At 44.2% G+C, this 19,070-nt stretch carries 19 protein-coding genes and 1 other RNA gene; 10 read left to right on the forward strand and 10 right to left on the reverse strand.

What is annotated here, in order from left to right:
* Positions 1 to 70 precede the first annotated feature (70 nt).
* Together pepP and LOZ91_RS01195 are read right to left on the reverse strand one after the other, a co-directional pair.
* Entirely contained in the window at positions 71 to 1,405 is a 1,335-nt protein-coding gene (gene pepP / locus LOZ91_RS01190; RefSeq protein WP_244782531.1) for a Xaa-Pro aminopeptidase, read from the reverse strand.
* 128 nt (positions 1,406 to 1,533) lie between these two features.
* On the reverse strand, positions 1,534 to 2,166 hold the full coding sequence (locus LOZ91_RS01195) for a UPF0149 family protein (RefSeq protein ID WP_005096352.1): 633 nt from the start codon (positions 2,164 to 2,166) through the stop codon (positions 1,534 to 1,536).
* A 64-nt stretch (positions 2,167 to 2,230) separates the two neighbouring features.
* On the opposite strand from LOZ91_RS01195, the gene LOZ91_RS01200 reads away from it, so the two are divergent.
* The 3 genes from LOZ91_RS01200 to ssrS all read left to right on the forward strand — a co-directional run bounded on the left by LOZ91_RS01200 (position 2,231) and on the right by ssrS (position 3,350).
* Positions 2,231 to 2,788: a hypothetical protein gene (locus LOZ91_RS01200; RefSeq protein WP_100328787.1), complete on the forward strand. Its 558-nt coding sequence runs from the start codon at positions 2,231 to 2,233 to the stop codon at positions 2,786 to 2,788.
* The gene (locus tag LOZ91_RS01205) at positions 2,785 to 3,072 is read left to right on the forward strand and encodes a cell division protein ZapA (protein ID WP_004279505.1); all 288 of its coding nucleotides are present in this window, start codon (positions 2,785 to 2,787) and stop codon (positions 3,070 to 3,072) included. Before LOZ91_RS01200 ends, LOZ91_RS01205 begins: the two co-directional genes overlap by 4 nt.
* Before the next feature lie 97 nt (positions 3,073 to 3,169).
* Positions 3,170 to 3,350: non-coding RNA, 6S RNA (gene ssrS / locus LOZ91_RS01210), on the forward strand.
* 189 nt (positions 3,351 to 3,539) lie between these two features.
* On the opposite strand, the gene LOZ91_RS01215 is transcribed toward ssrS, so the two are convergent.
* The 3 genes from LOZ91_RS01215 to LOZ91_RS01225 form a co-directional block, all read right to left on the reverse strand.
* The gene (locus tag LOZ91_RS01215) at positions 3,540 to 3,701 is read right to left on the reverse strand and encodes a YqaE/Pmp3 family membrane protein (RefSeq protein WP_005096350.1); all 162 of its coding nucleotides are present in this window, start codon (positions 3,699 to 3,701) and stop codon (positions 3,540 to 3,542) included.
* Between the two features lie 309 nt (positions 3,702 to 4,010).
* Entirely contained in the window at positions 4,011 to 5,288 is a 1,278-nt protein-coding gene (locus tag LOZ91_RS01220; RefSeq protein WP_244782581.1) for a sorbosone dehydrogenase family protein, read from the reverse strand.
* Positions 5,289 to 5,787: 499 nt separating this feature from the next.
* Complete coding sequence (locus LOZ91_RS01225; RefSeq protein WP_244782582.1) at positions 5,788 to 6,270, reverse strand: VOC family protein; 483 nt, start codon at positions 6,268 to 6,270, stop codon at positions 5,788 to 5,790.
* A 421-nt stretch (positions 6,271 to 6,691) separates the two neighbouring features.
* Here LOZ91_RS01225 and LOZ91_RS01230 point away from each other — a divergent pair, with 421 nt between their 5' ends.
* The gene (locus tag LOZ91_RS01230; protein ID WP_180075204.1) at positions 6,692 to 7,273 is read left to right on the forward strand and encodes a 5-formyltetrahydrofolate cyclo-ligase; all 582 of its coding nucleotides are present in this window, start codon (positions 6,692 to 6,694) and stop codon (positions 7,271 to 7,273) included.
* 146 nt (positions 7,274 to 7,419) lie between these two features.
* On the forward strand, positions 7,420 to 9,846 hold the full coding sequence (gene lon / locus LOZ91_RS01235) for an endopeptidase La (protein ID WP_100328791.1): 2,427 nt from the start codon (positions 7,420 to 7,422) through the stop codon (positions 9,844 to 9,846).
* 60 nt (positions 9,847 to 9,906) lie between these two features.
* On the opposite strand, the gene LOZ91_RS01240 is transcribed toward lon, so the two are convergent.
* Positions 9,907 to 10,854 (reverse strand): M28 family peptidase, encoded by a 948-nt coding sequence (locus LOZ91_RS01240; protein WP_100534394.1) that lies wholly within the window; start codon positions 10,852 to 10,854, stop codon positions 9,907 to 9,909.
* A gap of 151 nt (positions 10,855 to 11,005) precedes the next feature.
* Here LOZ91_RS01240 and rlmH point away from each other — a divergent pair, with 151 nt between their 5' ends.
* From rlmH to LOZ91_RS01255, 3 genes are all read left to right on the forward strand, one after another.
* A complete protein-coding gene (gene rlmH / locus LOZ91_RS01245; protein ID WP_005096341.1) occupies positions 11,006 to 11,488 on the forward strand; it encodes a 23S rRNA (pseudouridine(1915)-N(3))-methyltransferase RlmH in 483 nt (160 codons plus the stop codon).
* A gap of 110 nt (positions 11,489 to 11,598) precedes the next feature.
* Positions 11,599 to 12,375: a class III extradiol ring-cleavage dioxygenase gene (locus LOZ91_RS01250; protein WP_005096339.1), complete on the forward strand. Its 777-nt coding sequence runs from the start codon at positions 11,599 to 11,601 to the stop codon at positions 12,373 to 12,375.
* A 132-nt stretch (positions 12,376 to 12,507) separates the two neighbouring features.
* Positions 12,508 to 13,281: an META and DUF4377 domain-containing protein gene (locus LOZ91_RS01255; RefSeq protein WP_034609074.1), complete on the forward strand. Its 774-nt coding sequence runs from the start codon at positions 12,508 to 12,510 to the stop codon at positions 13,279 to 13,281.
* Between the two features lie 65 nt (positions 13,282 to 13,346).
* Here the strand turns inward: LOZ91_RS01255 and gdhA are convergent, their stop codons facing one another.
* Entirely contained in the window at positions 13,347 to 14,690 is a 1,344-nt protein-coding gene (gdhA, locus tag LOZ91_RS01260; RefSeq protein WP_005096336.1) for an NADP-specific glutamate dehydrogenase, read from the reverse strand.
* A gap of 347 nt (positions 14,691 to 15,037) precedes the next feature.
* Here gdhA and LOZ91_RS01265 point away from each other — a divergent pair, with 347 nt between their 5' ends.
* Positions 15,038 to 15,829, forward strand: coding sequence for an RnfABCDGE type electron transport complex subunit B (locus LOZ91_RS01265; RefSeq protein ID WP_218209235.1), 792 nt, complete (start codon positions 15,038 to 15,040; stop codon positions 15,827 to 15,829).
* 4 nt (positions 15,830 to 15,833) lie between these two features.
* Positions 15,834 to 16,547 (forward strand): endonuclease III, encoded by a 714-nt coding sequence (gene nth / locus LOZ91_RS01270; RefSeq protein WP_244782532.1) that lies wholly within the window; start codon positions 15,834 to 15,836, stop codon positions 16,545 to 16,547.
* Positions 16,548 to 16,664: 117 nt separating this feature from the next.
* Here the strand turns inward: nth and LOZ91_RS01275 are convergent, their stop codons facing one another.
* From LOZ91_RS01275 to LOZ91_RS01285, 3 genes are all read right to left on the reverse strand, one after another.
* Positions 16,665 to 16,880: a hypothetical protein gene (locus LOZ91_RS01275; RefSeq protein ID WP_244782533.1), complete on the reverse strand. Its 216-nt coding sequence runs from the start codon at positions 16,878 to 16,880 to the stop codon at positions 16,665 to 16,667.
* Positions 16,881 to 16,966: 86 nt separating this feature from the next.
* Positions 16,967 to 17,626, reverse strand: a complete 660-nt coding sequence (gene adk / locus LOZ91_RS01280; protein ID WP_244782534.1) for an adenylate kinase — start codon at positions 17,624 to 17,626, stop codon at positions 16,967 to 16,969.
* Positions 17,627 to 17,701: 75 nt separating this feature from the next.
* The gene (locus tag LOZ91_RS01285) at positions 17,702 to 19,018 is read right to left on the reverse strand and encodes a hypothetical protein (protein ID WP_005096327.1); all 1,317 of its coding nucleotides are present in this window, start codon (positions 19,016 to 19,018) and stop codon (positions 17,702 to 17,704) included.
* Positions 19,019 to 19,070: the final 52 nt, after the last annotated feature.

Consider the following 19,070-nt stretch of genomic DNA (forward strand, 5'->3'; position numbering starts at 1 on the left):
CTGGCTTCAAATCTATTAGAGCAGTCATAAAAAAAGCCGATCTAAGGATCGGCTTTTCATGTCTCTAAAATTAAGCAGCCTGTGCTTTCGCCATTAATGCTTCAATGTCTTCTACCGTTTTCACGACTTTCGCGGTTAACACCAACGGGCCATTTGCAGTGGCCACGACATCATCTTCAATCCGGATGCCAATGCCACGCCATTTTGCATCCACAGTTTCATCATCAGGTGCAATATATACACCCGGCTCAACGGTGACCACCATGCCTTCTTCATACGGACGCCATTCACCATCGACCTTATACGCGCCAACATCATGCACATCCATACCAAGCCAGTGACCCGTGCCATGCATGTAGAACTGGCGGAAAGCTTCTTTTTCTATAATGTCGTCGATCTCACCTTGCATCAAGCCAAGATCAAGCAGACCTTGCACCAGGATGCGCACAGCAACATTGTGCGGTTCTTTATAGGAGTTGCCAATTTGCACGGCATTGATCGCAGCGATTTGGGCATCCAGTACCACGTTATACAAGGCTTTCTGTTCCGGACTGAATTTACCATTCACTGGAAAGGTACGGGTAATATCTGAAGCATAAAGCTGATATTCAGCCGCGGCATCAATCAACACCAAATCACCATCTTTCAGCGCTTTATCATTTTCTACGTAGTGCAGGATGCAGGCATTTTCACCGCCACCGACAATACTGTTATAGGCCGGAACACCGCCATTCTTGCCGAAAATATAATTCAGCTCGGCTTCGAGTGCATATTCCATCATGCCCGGACGTACTGCTCGCATCGCTTGAGTATGTGCATCTGCCGAAATATCTGAAGCAATTTGCATCAGTTCAATTTCATTGTCATCTTTATGCAGACGCATTTCGTCAATAATACGATCCAGCTGAATCACTTGAGCAGGTGCAGACGTACCACGCCGGCTTTCACCACTTGCAGTCGCAATCCATTTCGCTACACGTGCATCAAAATCCGCGTTGTGGCCAATGCGATAAAATAATTGGTCTTTATTTTGTAATTTTTCCAGAATTCCTTCATCTAGCAGATCAATCGGATAGGCTTCATCTGCATCATAATCCTGCATCGCCCCATCAATCCCTGCACGATAGCCATTCCAGATTTCCATTTCCCGGTTACGTTCCCGGCAGAATAAACTATAGCTATAACCTTCTTCTTCAGTGTCAAAGGTTTCAATCACAGCCACAGCTTCAGGTTCTGAAAATCCGGTTAAATAGAAGAAACTACTGTCTGCACGGTATTTATAATCTGCATCACGGTTACGCATCGCCACCGGACTGGTCGCGATAATCGCAATACTGCGTAAACCAATTTCCCCTGCGAGAATACTGCGACGTTCCTGAAAATCAGCTTGTGTTAATTTCTTCATTACACCTTACTTCTTGTCAATTCATGCTTTTATTGAAATATTCTCTTGAAAACAGAACATATATTCTAATGAAACAGCAAAATATATGCCTGATTTCAAGCAGTGTGATGACATAGCTAACTATTTAGTTAGCTTGGACGTTTAGGCGAGAAAATTTCGACCACGCTTTGCGCCTCTGTAGCAGAAACCTGAGGCTGCACTTTTTGTGTCAATTGCTGCAAGAGTGGCGTTTCCTCAACCTCCACTTTCTTACGTCCCAAAGACAGGCTCACTGGAATCAGGCGCACAAATTCATACAATTCCTGATAGCTTTCTTCACCTTCGGCATCATCGTCTGAGTCTTCAAACTCAACCGCGGCTACATCTTGTAAATGTTCAATCAGTTCTACTTCGTCCTGACGAATATGACCAGAAGCCAGACCAAAACCTAACACCACGCCTGCGCACCAGTCCGCCAATGCCTGCACACGTTCTGAGAGCACATGCTCATCATCTGGAAGCAAAGGTAAATAATCCAGTTCATCTTCAGACAATGCATGGAAAACATCTTCAGCTTCGCCAGTCAACAGTTCTAATGCTTCGGCATCCAGTTCAGGCACATCCAGTGTTTCTAAAATCTGTAACCATTCTTCACTGCTCGGTGCCTGGGTGACACAAACAATCCCGGTCAGCAAACCATGCAGTTCACTCGGGCTAGAAATTTCCTCAATTGAAGAAAAATTGCGGTGCCATTCGGTCCAACCTGAAATATCGTCTTGCATTCGTTTATCCAATCTCTATACTGCTTATATATTACCTCTGTTTGCAACACTGTGCGACCTCGATATGTTAGAAGAATTACAGCGTCTACAAGTGCAGATTGGCGTGTTAAAAACGCGACTCGCACGGCTTGAAAGTGAGAATTCCAGTTTGCGCGAAGAGCAAGACTCTTCCATGGTGCAACATCAACAGCAAATTGAACAAAAGAACAGCGTGATTGCGCAAAAACAACAAGAAAATGAACACCTGACCGAACAGCTGACAGATTCTCGTGCCCAGTTTCAACTGCTCAATAATGATGCAACTGCACTGGCAGACCGTTATGGCCGTCTGGAAAAAAGCTGTACCGATCTGAAAAACCGTTTTCAGGAAATTCTGGCTGAACGAAATGAACTGCGGGTTTTGAAGGAAAAGATGCTGATCGAGCAGCGTCATGCCCAACAGGAAATTCAGCGCCTCAATCAGGAATCTGAGCGTTTAACCCAGAAAAATGAAAATGCCAAAGCCAAAGTTGAGGCGATTATTCAACGTCTGGCAATTCTCGGTACTGCGCAGGATCATCATGCACAAGAAATCCAACAACTGGCCCATCCGACTGAAGTGACTGAGGAAGCCTCATCATGAGTGAACAAATTGCAATTGATCTCAGAGTATTGGGGCATAGTTTCCGTCTGGCCTCTACTCCTGACAAGCAGGAAGAATTAGAGCGCGCGGCACAGTTATTGAATGATAAATACGATGAATTTCGTCGTAAAGCACCACGTATGGAACCCAGCAAGCTGATTATCATGGTGGCACTTGAGCTGATGCAGGAAGTCTTGAACATGAACAGATCACTGCAACAATATGCGCATTGCGAGCGTTTGTTACAAACCATTTTAGAAGAAGTTGAGGAACTAACAGAATAATCTCATATTCTGTTTAAACTTCGGCCATTTGGCTGAACTGTTTACAGTTCATGAACAGCATAGAGTTGCCATACCGACATTATCGTTTATAATTAACTTATCTCTGAGGTGTTCGCCAGCGGGTCTATATCCCTGCCGATACTTATATCTCCGGATGCGTTCTGCATATTTAGAGTGTATGCCTGCCTTCGTGCAGGAAACCCAGCAAGTATGCGTCGCGTCCACCTTGAACTCATCGGGTTCAGGGTAACGACATGCAGCGGCATCTTCGGAGTACTTTAATTTTTTGCTTAAAATATACTTATAATTCTCTTAAAATCCTTTCTAAACTTTCTCTCAGTTTTATATTTCAGTATTTATCTCGGTCATTTCTCAAAGTTCATTTTATTCATACCATTATCTGGTAGGCCTATAAAATGCTTAACAAGAAAATCGCTTTAACTTTCTTTTAAATACACATTGAATTTTCAAGTTATTTGATCTCGATCTAAAATAAACATGGCCCAGATTGCGGCAGGAATCCAGCCTAAAATTGAAATCTGCAGCATGAGACATATTGTTGCTTCAACCGGTTTGTGAATGGTCATAAATAAGGACCAGGGGAAAATAAAGGCAATCATCAACTTCATTTTAAATACCCTCTTGTGTTCGTGTTTGCAATTTTAATATCCAGTTTTTACTGGACTCTGTGTTCGCTCTTTTTAGTGTTATCAAAAAAAATATGCATGCTGTATCATTCTAAAAAACATCTCAAAAGCCTAATTCAGTTAGCTTAAATGCAGCTTAAAAATTATTTTAAATCAGCTTGGCGAACTTATATTTTCAGTTATCGTCTTGACGTTTTTATGAAAAAGACCTTGCTTTCACTCGCGCTGCCCAGCAGCTTTTCACTCGACTGAAACCCCTCATCTTTGGGCTGTTTAGGTGAAAACTGATTGCTACTTGGCAGCCGTATTCAAGGGTGATACCCGCCAAATCACGTCACCGACATCATCAGCCACTAAAATAGCGCCTGCAGAATCTACGGTTACACCAACAGGGCGCCCAAATGCTTTGCCCTGCTCGCTTAAAAATCCGGTTAAGACATCTTGAGGCTGACCGAAAGGCTGGCCATTTTGAAAGGGAACAAAAATCACTTTATAGCCACTATGCGGTTTGCGGTTCCATGAGCCATGCTGGCCAATCAGTGCACCATTTCGATAATGAGGCATTAGATCTGCTGTATAAAAACTTAAGCCCAATGATGCTGTATGATTACCCAAAGCATAGTCTGGTGGAATTGCCCGTGCCACCCGTGCAGGGTTTTGCGGCTTGACCCATGTATCTACATGTTGGCCATAATAACTATAGGGCCAGCCATAAAAAGCACCGTCTTTAACCGAGGTGAGATAATCTGGAACCAGATCATTGCCGAGCTCATCACGCTCATTGACTACCGTCCAGAGTTTGCCACTCTGTGGTTGCCAGTCCATACCATTCGGATTACGAAGTCCGGTTGCAAAAGGTCGTGCTTGAGTATTGGCCAGGTCAAATTCCATGATCAGTGCCCGACCTTCTTCTTGATCCAAGCCATTTTCAGCTACGTTACTGTTGGAACCTACCGTAATATAGAGTTTGCTGCCCGTAGGATTGGCAATGACATTTTTGGTCCAGTGATGGTTTAAACGACCCGCCGGTAAATCCAGTACTTTGGTGCCGGTTGCAGTAATTTGAGTAGCACCTGCTTGATAAGGAAAGCGCATCAGGGCATCAGTATTGGCCACATACAACATATTGCCGACCAGTACCATGCCAAATGGAGAGTTGAGATTCTGTAAAAATACAGTTTTTTGTTCAGCGACTCCATCACCATTATTGTCACGAAGCAGACTAATGCGGTTAGCACTCGGATGCGATGAGCCGGCTCGCTGCATTACCCATTTCATGATTTTGCCTTTAATTCCTTTGCTATCATCAGGCTTAGGTGGTGCATCGGTTTCGGCCACCAGCACATCACCATTTGGCAATACATAGATCCAGCGCGGATGCTGCAACCCTTTGGCAAATGCCTGAACTTTTAAACCTGTAGCCGGAGTGGGTATTTTGCCCTCAGGCCAACCTTTGGCAGGTGCAATATTGACTGTAGGCAGCAAGCTGGATTTTGGTTTGGGTAACTGTGGCTGGGAACCATAACTGTCAGCAATTGGCGACTTGGATGGCATAGTACAAGCCGTCATCGCCAGCAGAAGTGCCAAGCCTGCACCAGGCAAAAAAAAGTGAACCGGCTGAATAGGCATTTTTATCTCTTGTTATTTTTTATCGTCATCGACTTACTTTAAAAAACAATTAGAGATGCCACTAGTGGCTTGATGTTTTTTCTGGTTATGAATTGGTTATCAGTTTTGAAGTAGATTTGTTTTTTTGTCGTAGCAGCATGATGCACAAGAGCTAAAAGAATTCTGATCAGTCATTCGATTCAGGGATTGTTGTAGTTCATCCAAGCACAGCTCCGTTTTAAGGTTTCATATACTGTTCAAAATAAAAGCCCATCTTTTGATGAGCTTCTACGTGCAGATTAGACCTGAATGATCCTAAACCTAGAGAATCTATGAATAAGAGAGTCGGATATTCGTCTGAAATACTTCAAAAAACAATTAAGGGAAGTCCTCCAAACAGCTGGGTAAGATTGTGCTACACAGCCAGATCCACTGGAATGAAAGATAAGATCCGTGGCTCTCAACCACGAAATGCCGCTTCAATCGCGGAGATGTCAATTTTCTTCATGGTCATCATTGCATCAAAGGCGCGTTTGGCGGCGGCACGGTCAGAACTGGTCACTGCCTGAATAAGCACAATTGGTGTAATCTGCCAGGAAATGCCCCACTTGTCTTTACACCAGCCACACTCGCCTTCCTGACCGCCATTGCCAACAATTGCATTCCAGTATCGGTCGGTTTCTTCCTGATCTTCAGTTGCCACCTGAAATGAGAATGCTTCGTTATGCTGGAATGCCGGGCCACCATTTAGTCGAATGCAGCTAATACCCAGCACCCTAAAGTCAACGGTGATGACATCGCCTTCTTTTCCAGAAGGATAGTCTCCGGGTGCAAGGTTGATCGCGCCAATTGAGGAGTCAGGAAATGTCTCGGCATAAAATCGTGCAGCAGCTTCAGCCTCGTTATCATACCAGAGGCAGATGGTGTTCTTCGCAATATTCATCATGTTTAATCTCCATTGATTTAGGTCTTACGCGCTCTGCCTAGGCACAATGTGTTACATCTATCGGGTTAATCAGAGATCTGATCCCTTCTTTATAATTCACTCAAAAACACAAAAAATCGATTTTAGATTTGTACCTTTATTAATCAAAATCTATTTCATGATCATTAAAAGAATTACTTGAAAACTCATGCTTCAAAGAAAACAAAAAAAAATATGACGTTTTAAGCAGCCAATAATTCAATGCCTTTGATTGACCAATTTTAATCAAGTTTCTAGAGATGAGATTCATTATGAAATTTGCTGAACTTAACCAGGTTGCTACCTCGTCATATGAGAATCAAGATCACAATTATTTTTTACTTTTCCAGAATTCCCACTTAGACTAGAGCACACTTTTGTTAGATCCGCTTTTTGCCCTATGACCATTCAAGAATTAAGAAGATACCTGCGTAAAACACGTCGTCATCTTTCTAAATTTGAGCAAAGGCAAGCTGCACAAAAAGTTTTAAATCGCCTTATACGCAGCCCGCAATTTATTCATGCCAAGCACATCGGCATTTATCTGCATGCTTTTGGTGAGATTCATACCCACACCATTATTGAACGCTGCTTTAAACTGGGAAAACAGGTCTATCTGCCTGCGATTTGCGACATGAATCAACAGCTGGTCTGGATTCGAATCAGCCAGCATCAATATCGCAACAAGCGCTTTGCCTATCATCGGCTGGGAATGCGGGAGTCCATGACGACACGTGGTACTCATGTTTCTAAGCTGGATTTATTGATCATGCCGCTGCTGGCCTGTGATCATTCAGGGACACGAATCGGGATGGGTGGCGGTTTTTATGATCGAACCCTGGCTTCTGCGCCCGGGCGTCCATTCCGTCTGGGACTGGCGCATGACTTTCAACTGCTTAGCCAGCCCTTAAAACGGGAAAAATGGGATCAACCCTTGGATGCTCTTATTACCCCGACAGTTTTTTTAGCTTTCAAACGCTAATTTCTCAATTTCCCTGTTGTGAACTACTTTAAAATCACATAATTAGTCATTTTTCATACAATTTAATCTTAACGCCCCTTGTATTTTTTAAATTACCCATCACTATTAAAACATGGCAACACCGTTGTCACTCATTAGGAGTGCTCATGTCTGAAATTATTATGAATCAAGAAACCTTAGAGCCTCAGGTTCCAAGTGTACTACCCCTTTTGGCGCTGCGTGATGTGGTGGTTTATCCGCATATGCAAATTGCGCTGTTTGTCGGTCGTGAAAAATCGATCAATGCAGTTGATGTGGCTCGTAACAGTGACAATCTAGTATTTGTAGTTGCGCAAAAAGATTCGCTTACAGAAGAAATTGATCACGACAATTTATATCAATACGGTACTGTCGCGAAGATTGTGCAAGTTGTGAATCACGAAAATGATGAAAACTGTATCAAAGTCCTGATTGAAGGACTGCACCGTGCCAAACTGAAAACCATCATTGACGAAAATGAGTATCTGACAGCAGAACATGAACTCAGCCCAATGACCGTTACGGTGGATGAAGACACTCAAGCCGTGCGCTTGCAAGAATTACGTGCGCTTTTTGCTCAATATGCAGAAGCGAAACTTCGTAATGCGCGTGAACTGATTACCGCAGCCAACAAAATTGAAGACCTGTTACAGTTATTATTCTTCGTGGCGACCCGTGTTCCATTGAATATTGATGTCAAACAAAAATTCCTGGAACATGATGAATTCGAAGCGCATTTAACTGAGCTGATGACTTATCTATTGCAACAATCTGAAGAACAGCAGATTGAGCAAACCCTGCATGACTCTGTTAAACGTCAGATGGAAAAGAACCAGCGCGAATACTTCCTGAATGAAAAAATGAAAGTCATTCAGCGCGAGCTTTCCGACATGAACGGCGGCGCGGAAGATGATGTCGCTGAAATTGAAAAACGTCTTGCTGAAGCAGATCTGCCTGAGCATGTACGCAAGAAAGCTGAAAACGAATTCCGTAAACTGAAAGCGATGCAGCCTGCCTCAAGTGAAGCAGCAGTTGTTCGCAACTATCTGGAAGTGATTCTGGATACACCGTGGAATAAAGCCAGCAAAGTCAGCATTAACCTGAACAAAGCACAGGAAATTCTGGATGCAGACCACTATGGTCTGGACGATGTCAAAGATCGTATTGTGGAATATCTTGCGGTTCAGTCGCGTGTGAAAAAATTGCGTGGCCCAATTCTATGTTTAGTCGGTCCTCCGGGTGTTGGTAAAACCTCACTGGGTGAGTCGATTGCTAAAGCAACTGGTCGTGAATTTGTGCGTATGGCCCTTGGTGGTGTACGTGACGAAGCCGAGATTCGTGGTCATCGTCGTACCTATATCGGTGCGATGCCAGGTAAAATCGTGCAGTCATTGACTAAAGTTGGGGTGAAAAACCCGTTGTTCCTGCTCGATGAAATCGACAAGATGGCGCAAGATTACCGTGGTGATCCGGCGTCTGCGATGCTCGAAGTCCTCGATCCATCACAGAACAACAAGTTCAGTGATCACTACCTGGATCTAGATCTGGATCTGTCTGAAGTAATGTTTATCTGTACCGCAAACAGCATGAACATTCCTGAAGCCTTGCTGGATCGTATGGAAGTGATTCGTCTTCCGGGTTATACCGAAGAAGAAAAAGTCAATATTGCAGATCGTTATCTGGTACCAAAAGCCATTAAAAATAATGGCCTGCGTGCTAAAGAGTTAACTGTGCATGAAGAAGCGATTCGTGACATCGTGCGCCGTTATACCCGTGAAGCCGGTGTACGTAGCCTTGAGCGTGAAGTATCCAAAATTGCACGTAAAGTGGTCAAAGAAGCGGTGAGCAAAAAAGCCAAAAACCTTCAGATTGAAGTGACAGCAGGCAATCTTCCAGATTACTTGGGCGCACATAAATTTGACTATGGTATGGCGGAAGAAGAAGCACAAATCGGCCGTGTCAATGGTCTGGCCTGGACTTCGGTGGGTGGCGAATTGCTGACCATTGAGGTTGCAGCCGTTCCAGGTAAAGGCAAGTTCATTACCACCGGTTCTCTTGGCGATGTCATGAAAGAATCAATTACCGCTGCCATGACTGTGGTGCGTACCCGTGCAGATGAGCTTGGCATCGAAGCGTCCCGCTTTGAAGAAACCGATGTGCACGTGCATTTACCGGAAGGTGCGACACCGAAAGATGGTCCATCCGCAGGTTTGGCATTGACCACTGCATTGGTATCTGCATTTACCGGGATTCCGATTCGTCCGGATATCGCGATGACAGGTGAAACCAGTCTGGGTGGTCGTGCATTACGTATTGGCGGTTTGAAAGAGAAACTTCTTGCAGCCCATCGTGGTGGCATCAAGCTGGTCTTCATTCCACAAGAAAACGTACGTGATTTGGCGGAAATTCCTGAAAATGTAAAAGATGGTTTAGAGATTAAAGCCGTGAAATCGATTGATGAGATTTTACCGCTGGCCCTCATCTCTTTGCCAAAAGCCTTGGTGAAAGCACCGATTGTAAAAACCAAAGAAGAAGCGAAAGCAGCCCGTCATTAAGATAAGCTGATTTGCCAAAACCCTGCTCCGGCAGGGTTTTTTATTGTGTAAAGAAATTGATTAAGGTTGCAAGGCCATCGCTACCAGCCCATCAATCACATAGGTCATCTTCCTCAGATCCAGTTTATCCAAGGTGTCCAGCTCAGTATTATAATAAGGGTTACGATAATGCGCCGTATCGGTAATTAACATGGTCGAATAATTGAATTTAGCATAATTCAGATAACCAGAAAAATTCATGTCCTGAGCAAAAGTTGGGCTGATAAAACGTTGACATTCCAGACGGTTAAGACTTTGCATGGCAGTACAATAATCTCCGGTCATGCCAGTCGAGGCCAAATGACCAATGGCAGCAATAAAGTTCCCATGATCTGGATAAATCCATTTCAACCCCACCGGATAAGTCTGCACCAGATTTTCATCAAAATAGCCAATTGAATCCAGAATCACCACACCTTTCAGCTTCTGCTTTTTTTTCTTGAGCGACTTGGCATGAATATAGCTGCCCATATGTTCTGTCTTGAAAAAAGGCGGCTCTTCCAAGGTATAAAAAGCAAATTCGATCTCATGTTTGAGCTTGGATTTTTGCAAGGCCAATAATCTTGCGGTTTCCAGTAAACCTGCCACTCCCGAGGCATTATTGTCAGCACCATATCGATCACTAAAGACATCATAATGCGTGCCCATGACCATTTTGGTTTTGGCCTGAGCATTTAAATGGCAAATGACATTTCGATAGCTTAGGCTATTAACTACATAGACCTGAAACTGACAGGGAATGCCAAAACGCTGCATCTGTCCTTTAATCCATGCAGACACTCGGTTCAGTTCTTTAACATTCTTGTAATTTCGAAATTCATCGACACTCATGATCTGGCTGAAAAACAATTCCAGATGAGAAATTTGAGCGCGTGTGTTGGTATTGGCGGTACTGAGACTTGAGCCGATTAGACCGGTGACCAACAGCAGCAAAGTACAACATCCTTTTATGATGACCTTAGTCCGCATTTATTATTATCCATTCCTTTATCAAGCGGAGACTTGAACTCAGGACATTAAAGCAGCACTAAATCCTTCATTTCAATTTCAATTTGTTTCCTGACTCAACTTCGTGTTGTTTGATCGTTATAATGAAGTATCCAATTATTGATCTGTCTGTATGAAAATCCGTATCCTGACCATTGGTCAAAAAATGCCAGCATGGGTGCTGACTGGTTTTGAAGATTATTTCAAACGTATTCAGCCCTTTGTACAGACCCAGATTATTGAACTGCCCATGGCCAAGCGCGGCAAAAACGATTCTGAAGCGGATATCCTGAAATATCGAAATATTGAGGGTGACAGCATTTTAAATGCACTCAAGCAGAACGAAATCCTGATTGCGCTAGAAGTGGGTGGACGTGAGTTCAGTACCGAAAAACTGGCTGAAACCATGAAAGGCTGGATGCTGGAAGGCAATGATGTGGTACTGGCGATTGGCGGGCCAGATGGTCATTCGGAAGCAGTACGTAAAGCTGCTGCATGGCATTGGTCCCTGTCTAAGCTCACACTTCCCCATCCCATGGTTCGGGTGATGCTGATTGAACAACTGTACCGTGCAATGACCATTAACCATAACCATCCTTACCATCGTGCAGGTTAATGACGTTGCTGAAGCGTTCTGTTTATGCAACGTTTTGTTGAATAATTCCTCCTGCTTTTTTCGCTATTTTTAATGCATTATTGAGACATCTTCTAGATGTGGTTTGACTTATGAACTTACAAACGTTGCCCGGCTTATTTATTTCTCATGGCTCTCCTATGCTGGCGCTGAATCCTGAGCAAGTGGGTCCTGCCTTGCATCGTTTAAGCGAAAACCTGCCACGCCCGGAAGCGATTATTATCATGTCAGCGCACTGGGAAAGTGAGGCACTGGAAGTCAGTAGCGGTATTCGACCAGAGACCTGGCATGATTTCCGTGGTTTTCCGCCAGAGCTGTATCAATTACGCTATCCTGCACCAGGAAATCCTGAACTGGCCGAGCAGATCTTGGGTTTGCTGGCCAATGCCGGTTTTGCTGCACATGCCAATAGTACTCGTCCACGTGATCATGGCGTATGGATGCCGCTGCTGCATATGTATCCGGATGCGGATATTCCAGTGGTTGAAATTTCCTTGCCCATGTCGATGAGTGCCGATGAAATCTATAAAATTGGTCAAAGTCTGGCACCGCTACGTGAGCAGCAAATCCTGCTGATTGGTTCAGGCAGTATCACGCATAACCTACGTGAACTGTCTTGGGATGGAACGGCGGCTGATGTACCGGTATGGGCATCAGATTTCCGCAATTTTGTCGTCCATAAACTGGCCCATAGCGATTATGATGCGATACTGGACTGGTCCAATATTCCACACATGGCGCGTAATCATCCAACACTGGAGCATTTTGCCCCGATCTTCTTTGCGATGGGGACCGGAAGCCGCTTTAGTCTGGTGCATAGCAGTTTTAGCATGGGTTCTCTCGGCATGGATGTCTACCGCTTCGATTAATCTTGATTGAAAACTCAAAATTTTAACTTTTAAATTTGGATACATTTTGCAACCAAAATCTGCGATATGTATCCATATCTTTTAGAAATGCATCCGTTATCATTTCAATTCTTTGTTCTTTATTATAAATCCATGAAATTAAAATTTATTGTACTGGCATTATTACCTTTAACTTTTGCAGCCTGTCAGTCGGGTGATATCCAGCAGGCTGGAGATCGTACAGTGGCTACCCTACAACAAAAAAGTGCAAATCAGCTTCTTTCTGCCTACCACTGGCAACTAGATCGCGGGCTGGAACGGCCAATCGTGCTCAGTTTCGATGCTCAAGGCCGCCTGAGTGCCGTGACGGGCTGTAATGGACTCAGTACAAACTGGTCAGTGAAAGATAATATTATCAGCACCAGCGAAGTCATAGGAACCGAAATGGCCTGCGATACCGCACTGATGCAACAGGAACGCTTTGTCAGCCAGCTTTTACAAAAACGTGCAATTCCTTTTGCGCTCAATACCACGAACCTTGACCAGCCGACCCTAACGCTTTCCGCTGCCGATGGTCAAAAATATGAATTTACCGGGAAAATGACTCCGGAAACCAGATATCAGGGGCAAGCTGAAACAATTTTTCTGGAAATTTCCCCAGATACAAAATCATGTACCGGTGTGGCTCAGCAAAGCTGCTTGCAAGTTAAACAGGTTAAATATGATCAAAACGGTCTGAAGACCCAGGTCGATAAGGACTGGACATTATTCTATGACCAGATTGAAGGTTTTCAGCATTCACCGAATGAACGCCAGATTATTCGGCTAAAACGTTTTGAAATTAAGAACCCTGCGGCAGATCAATCTAAATATGCTTATATTTATGACATGGCAGTCGAGCGCGAAGCCGTGAAAGGTTCATTATAAAATATCTATCCATAAAAAAACCGAGGCTATGGCCTCGGTTTTTTTAAAGCGACACTCAATCAGACTTAGAATACGCCTTGAGCAAGCATTGCATCAGCCACTTTTACGAAGCCTGCAATGTTGGCACCGTCTACATAGTTCACAGTACCGTCTTCTTTGGTACCGAATTTTACGCAGTTACGGTGAATTTCTTTCATGATCGCATGTAAACGCTCATCAACTTCCTCAAAGGTCCAGCCTAAACGCAATGCATTTTGCGACATTTCCAGACCAGAAGTGGCAACACCACCTGCATTTGATGCTTTACCTGGCGCATAAAGCGTTTTCGCTTCAACGAATTTCTCTACAGCAGCCAAGGTTGAAGGCATGTTTGCACCTTCAGCGACACAGATCACGCCATTTGCGAGAAGCTTTTCAGCATCCTCCGCATCCAGTTCGTTTTGAGTCGCGCATGGCAGTGCGATATCACATGGAATACCCCAAGGACGTTGTCCTTCCAGATATTCAAAACCATGTTTAGAGGCAAATTCTGAAATACGACCCCGTTTTACGTTTTTAAGTTCCATCACTTCAGCAAGCAATGCTTCAGTGAAACCGTCTTTGACGTGAACCGTACCCGCAGAGTCAGAAAGTGAAACCACTTTCGCGCCCAGATACAACGCTTTGTCAGCAGCATATTGCGCAACGTTACCAGAACCTGAAATTGCGACAACTTTGTCTTTGAAGCTTTCGCCACGAGACTTGAGCATTTCCTCAGCGAAATACACAGTACCGTAACCCGTTGCTTCCGGACGCGCCAATGAACCACCGAAGGTTAAACCTTTACCGGTGAATACACATGCAGTGTCGTTACTTAATTTTTTCATCATGCCGGCCATATAGCCCACTTCACGACCGCCCACACCAATATCACCTGCAGGGATATCTGTGTTCGCACCCAGGTGACGATATAGCTCGATCATTAAAGCTTGGCAGAAACGCATGATTTCGCCTTCTGATTTGCCTTTAGGGTCAAAATCAGAACCGCCTTTACCACCACCCATAGGAAGTGTGGTTAAAGCATTTTTAAATGTTTGCTCAAAGCCTAAGAATTTTAGGATTGAAAGATTCACTGAAGGGTGGAAACGCATACCACCTTTAAATGGACCGATCGCTGAGTTGTATTGTACGCGGAACGCACGGTTTACCTGAGTTTGACCTTGGTCATCTACCCAAGAAACTCGGAACTGGATCGCACGTTCTGGCTCAACTAGACGTTCTAGCAAACCATGTGCTGCGTATTGTGGATTCTTTTGAATGAATGGCCACAAACTGGTCATCACTTCTTCGACAGCTTGAAGAAATTCTGGTTGGTGTGCATCACGTGATTTTACGTAATCTAGGAACTCATTAAGTGTGTTGTATTTCAACGCTTAATCCTCAGCAGAAAATGGATCAAAATTGGTCAAATTTACAATCAATGTTAAATTTTGGCGCAAAATATTAAATATCTTTTGTAACTAATCTACAATACTTTTTTTGAAAATACTTTAAAATTAATTTGATAACAAATATTTATATTGATTATGAATATTTTTTCTATGTCAGGAAATGCCAATTGAATCAAGGCTTAGATTCAGATTTATGCCTAGTAATAAGGCATAACTTGACCCTTAATTGCGCACGACTTAGGAGTTTAAAAATATGTTAAAATGCATAACTCGACATATTTTGTTTCACTTACTGCAAAGCTCAGCATGAGCAGCTCTGGTTATTCATGAATTCGCCAATTTCTCTGGTCCAATCGATTGATGCTTTACTCCCTCAAACCCAATGTGGACTCTGTGGTCATCGTGACGGATGTTTACCTTATGCCCAGTCGATTGCTGAGGGTGAAAATGCCAATAAATGTGTGCCAGGCGGACAGCCTGTTGCCGATGCTTTGGCTGCATTATTAAATCGTCCTGAACTTAGGGCTGAAAAAAGTGTCTGGCCAGTTCAAGCCGACGGTCGCCCGCAGCGCATCAAAGCCGTAATTCGTGAAGATGAATGTATAGGCTGTACCAAATGTATTAGCGCCTGCCCGGTCGATGCGATTATTGGCGCCGGCAAACTGATGCATACAATTCTGACCGATCTGTGTACTGGCTGCGAACTGTGCATTCCACCGTGTCCGGTTGACTGTATCGATCTGGTCGAAGACCCACAGCCTTTACCGACTGAAGCACAGCGTATTGCCGAACAGGACGATTTACGTCAACGCTATTATGCGCATATCCAGCGTGAAGAAAAACGCCGTACTGACCGTAAGGGCCCAGTCGTCCGTGCAGAAATCAATACTGCCCTGTTTGCCCAGTTCTCTGCTTTAAATGAGCAGCTTCCTGTGATTGAAGTCGTGAATAAGCCAGCGGATACTCCGATTACGCTAGATTCTAAAACCACGATTGAACTGGCAAAACTACGCACCCAAATTAAAAAGCTGGAAAAACAGCTTTCGGTTCGTGAAGATGCCAGCAAACGCCTGCAACTGACAGAATTAGCTGAAAAATTACAGACCTTACAGGGATAAGTACATGACCACTGCGAGCACAAAACCTGTAAAGAACATGACCAAAAAACAGATTCAGACCTTTTTTGAACTCCTGCGTGAACAGCGCCCCAATCCGAAAACCGAACTGAATTATGCCAATCCCTTTGAATTACTGGTGGCAGTAACGCTCTCTGCCCAAGCCACCGATGTCAGCGTGAATAAGGCCACGGACAAACTGTTTCCAGTCGCCAATACACCGGAAGCGATTTATGCGCTCGGTGTGGATGGTTTAAAGGAATATATCAAGACCATTGGTTTATATAACTCAAAAGCAGTCAACGTAATTAAAGCCTGTGAGATGCTGATTCAGAAGCACAACAGCGTGGTACCGGATAATCGTGCGGATCTGGAAGCCTTGCCGGGTGTGGGACGGAAAACGGCCAATGTGGTGCTGAATACTGCCTTTGGTCAACCGACCATGGCGGTGGATACACATATTTTCCGGGTTGGTAACCGTACCGGATTGGCTACAGGTAAAAATGTGCTTGAAGTTGAGCATCGACTGGTCAAAGTGATTCCGAAAGAATTTATCATTGATTCTCATCACTGGCTGATTTTACATGGCCGTTACTGCTGTATTGCCCGTAAACCGAAATGTCATGAATGTGTGGTCGCCGATGTGTGTAACTGGCCTGATCGTTTTGAATTTGGTGCAGCGCGCGCAATTGCAGTGAAGAATATCGCTATTTCTGAATAGAATTGCAGAACTAAACTAAGACCGAAAAAAAGGTGATCAATACCTCACCTTTTCTACAATTTTCAGCATACCGCTTTTATTTAAAACTAGACTCAGCTTCCACTGAAGCATGCCGAATTATTTATTCTGATCGTGTTCAGCCTGTTCCTGTTCTTTTTTGCGCTGTTCAAGCTCCGCCTGCAATTTCGGGTGCAACTGGCCTTGTGGATACTTGGCTGCATTTTCTGCACGTTCTTCCTGACGTACTTTATTCAGTATTTTAAAACTCATATAAAACAGACCCATCAACACTGCCAGAAATATAACCATCAACACCAACACGCCAAATTTCATAGCCACAGCACCTGTTCAAATACGCAATAAAAAAGAGCCCTAATATGACTTAGGGCTCTTCAATTGTCAAAATCATCGTTAGCCGATTATTTTGCTTGATCCAGAATCGCGAAAAGCTCAGTCTGAACCTGATCGATTGGACGCAGACCGTTTAACTTGTTGTAAGTCGGTGCATTTCCACCTGATGCTGCACGGCCCTGATAGAAGCCCACCAGTTGCTCCGTTTCAGTATGGTAAGAACCTAAACGCTTACGAATTGTCGCTTCCAGATCATCTGGACGCTGAACCAGATCTTCACCCGTTTCGTCATCTTTACCTTCCACTTTTGGCGGGTTGTAAACGATGTGATACACACGGCCAGATGCCGGGTGCTGACGACGGCCAGAAAGACGTTGTACGATCTCTTCATCTGGAACATCGATTTCAATCACGTGATCGATGTTGATACCTTCGTTTTCTAAAGCTTCTGCTTGAGGAATGGTACGCGGGAAACCATCAAAAATACAGCCATTTACACAATCAGGTTGCGCAATACGCTCTTTGACCAGACCAATGATCAACTCATCAGAAACCAAACCGCCATTGTCCATGACACTTTTAGCTTGTAGACCTAATTCAGTTCCTTCACGAATTGCAGCACGGAGCATATCACCGGTTGAAATTTGTGGGATATTGTAGCGCTTACAGATCAACTGAGCTTGTGTACCTTTACCTGCTCCAGGTGGTCCGAGTAAGATAATGCGCATATATAAACATCCTCATTTAAACAATATGTATGACGCCACGACCACAATCGCCCGATTGTGTCCCCCGGCATCTCATTATAAGAAAGCCACAAACAAATGGATTAAACCCGCGACAAAACCGGTTACCCCACCCAATAAAATCAGAATCCATTCATCTTCCTGAAATGCAGGACGTAAAAGATTCTGAAACTCCTTCGGAGTCAACTCGCGTATGCGGTCTCTAAACATTTGATAGATTTTCTGTGCACGGCTCGCATTAAATGCTGGGTCGCATACAGGCACCATCGTAATTTCAATCGAGCGATCGATCAAGTCCGTCTTGAGTTTTGCATACTCTTTTGGCCCTAAAGACAGCTGTAAAGAGGTCCGAACCAGGGGTGTTTCCATAATTTCATTAATATGACGTTTGACAATGCGGCGGGTTTTGTCTTTTTTCCCGCCATACATCATCTCGGTCATGATCGATTTTAACGTAATCAGATCTTCTGTGACTACACTTGCGAAAACATCAGAGACTTCATCCTGACGTTTCATAAATGCGCCTTGTATGTTATAGGTGCCAATACGCGGAATGACAGGTTTAATCCATGGAAACTTGCGACTTGTGGTACGGCTAAAGAATTGCGGGTACTTTACCGGATGCGGATAGAGCGGGTTGAATACCATCCAGATCGCAATCCAGTTAGTCAAAAAGCCCCAGATGGCAGCCCAGAACGGGACAGTCCAGTGCCACGGCACCACGAACCAGACAATCATCTGGAAAATACCAAAGAACATGCCGATGAGTGCACTGATATGCCAAATAAAATTGATTTCTTTTTGGCCCACTTTCAGGAACATGCGCACCATTAACCGACGGTCACCTTCCATCTGGCTGACCACCATTTCACGCATATCGACAAGTGACTCGACGTTCATGGTCAGCTCGGTCACCAATTCACGCAAAATTGCCGGCATTTGTTTTTGTGCCTGTGCATAAATTCTGCGTTTGATGGCAAAAGGCAGGTTTTCCCAAAGGACTGCATTACGATCCATCATCACTTCATCAATCAGATGTTCAAGTTCAAAACCAACCTGTTCACCAATGATCCGTGCCATATCATCTGGATCCATGGCCTCTAAAAATTCGCGGATGGAACCTAGTTTAGACAAAGTGTTATCGGTAATAATGCCTGAAATACGGCCAGCTTTGCGTGGCACGATCCCCTGCCAGCCGACAGGTACAGGACCGAGATGGACACCCCAAAAATTGATCGGATAAAACACCATTTTCAGTGCCATCCAGACGTGAGCCCACGTTACAAATGCGGTCACCGGAATAATGCTGAGCACGGCCCAAAAATCCGGGCGATTCACAAAGGTTTGCCACAATTCGTTGACGTACTCAAGCATGCATAAGTTCCATATTTAATTTTTTGTTCACAGAATACACATATTTATAAGG

This window comes from Acinetobacter sp. F-1, assembly GCF_022869025.1.
In the GTDB taxonomy this organism is placed as follows: domain Bacteria; phylum Pseudomonadota; class Gammaproteobacteria; order Pseudomonadales; family Moraxellaceae; genus Acinetobacter; species Acinetobacter pseudolwoffii.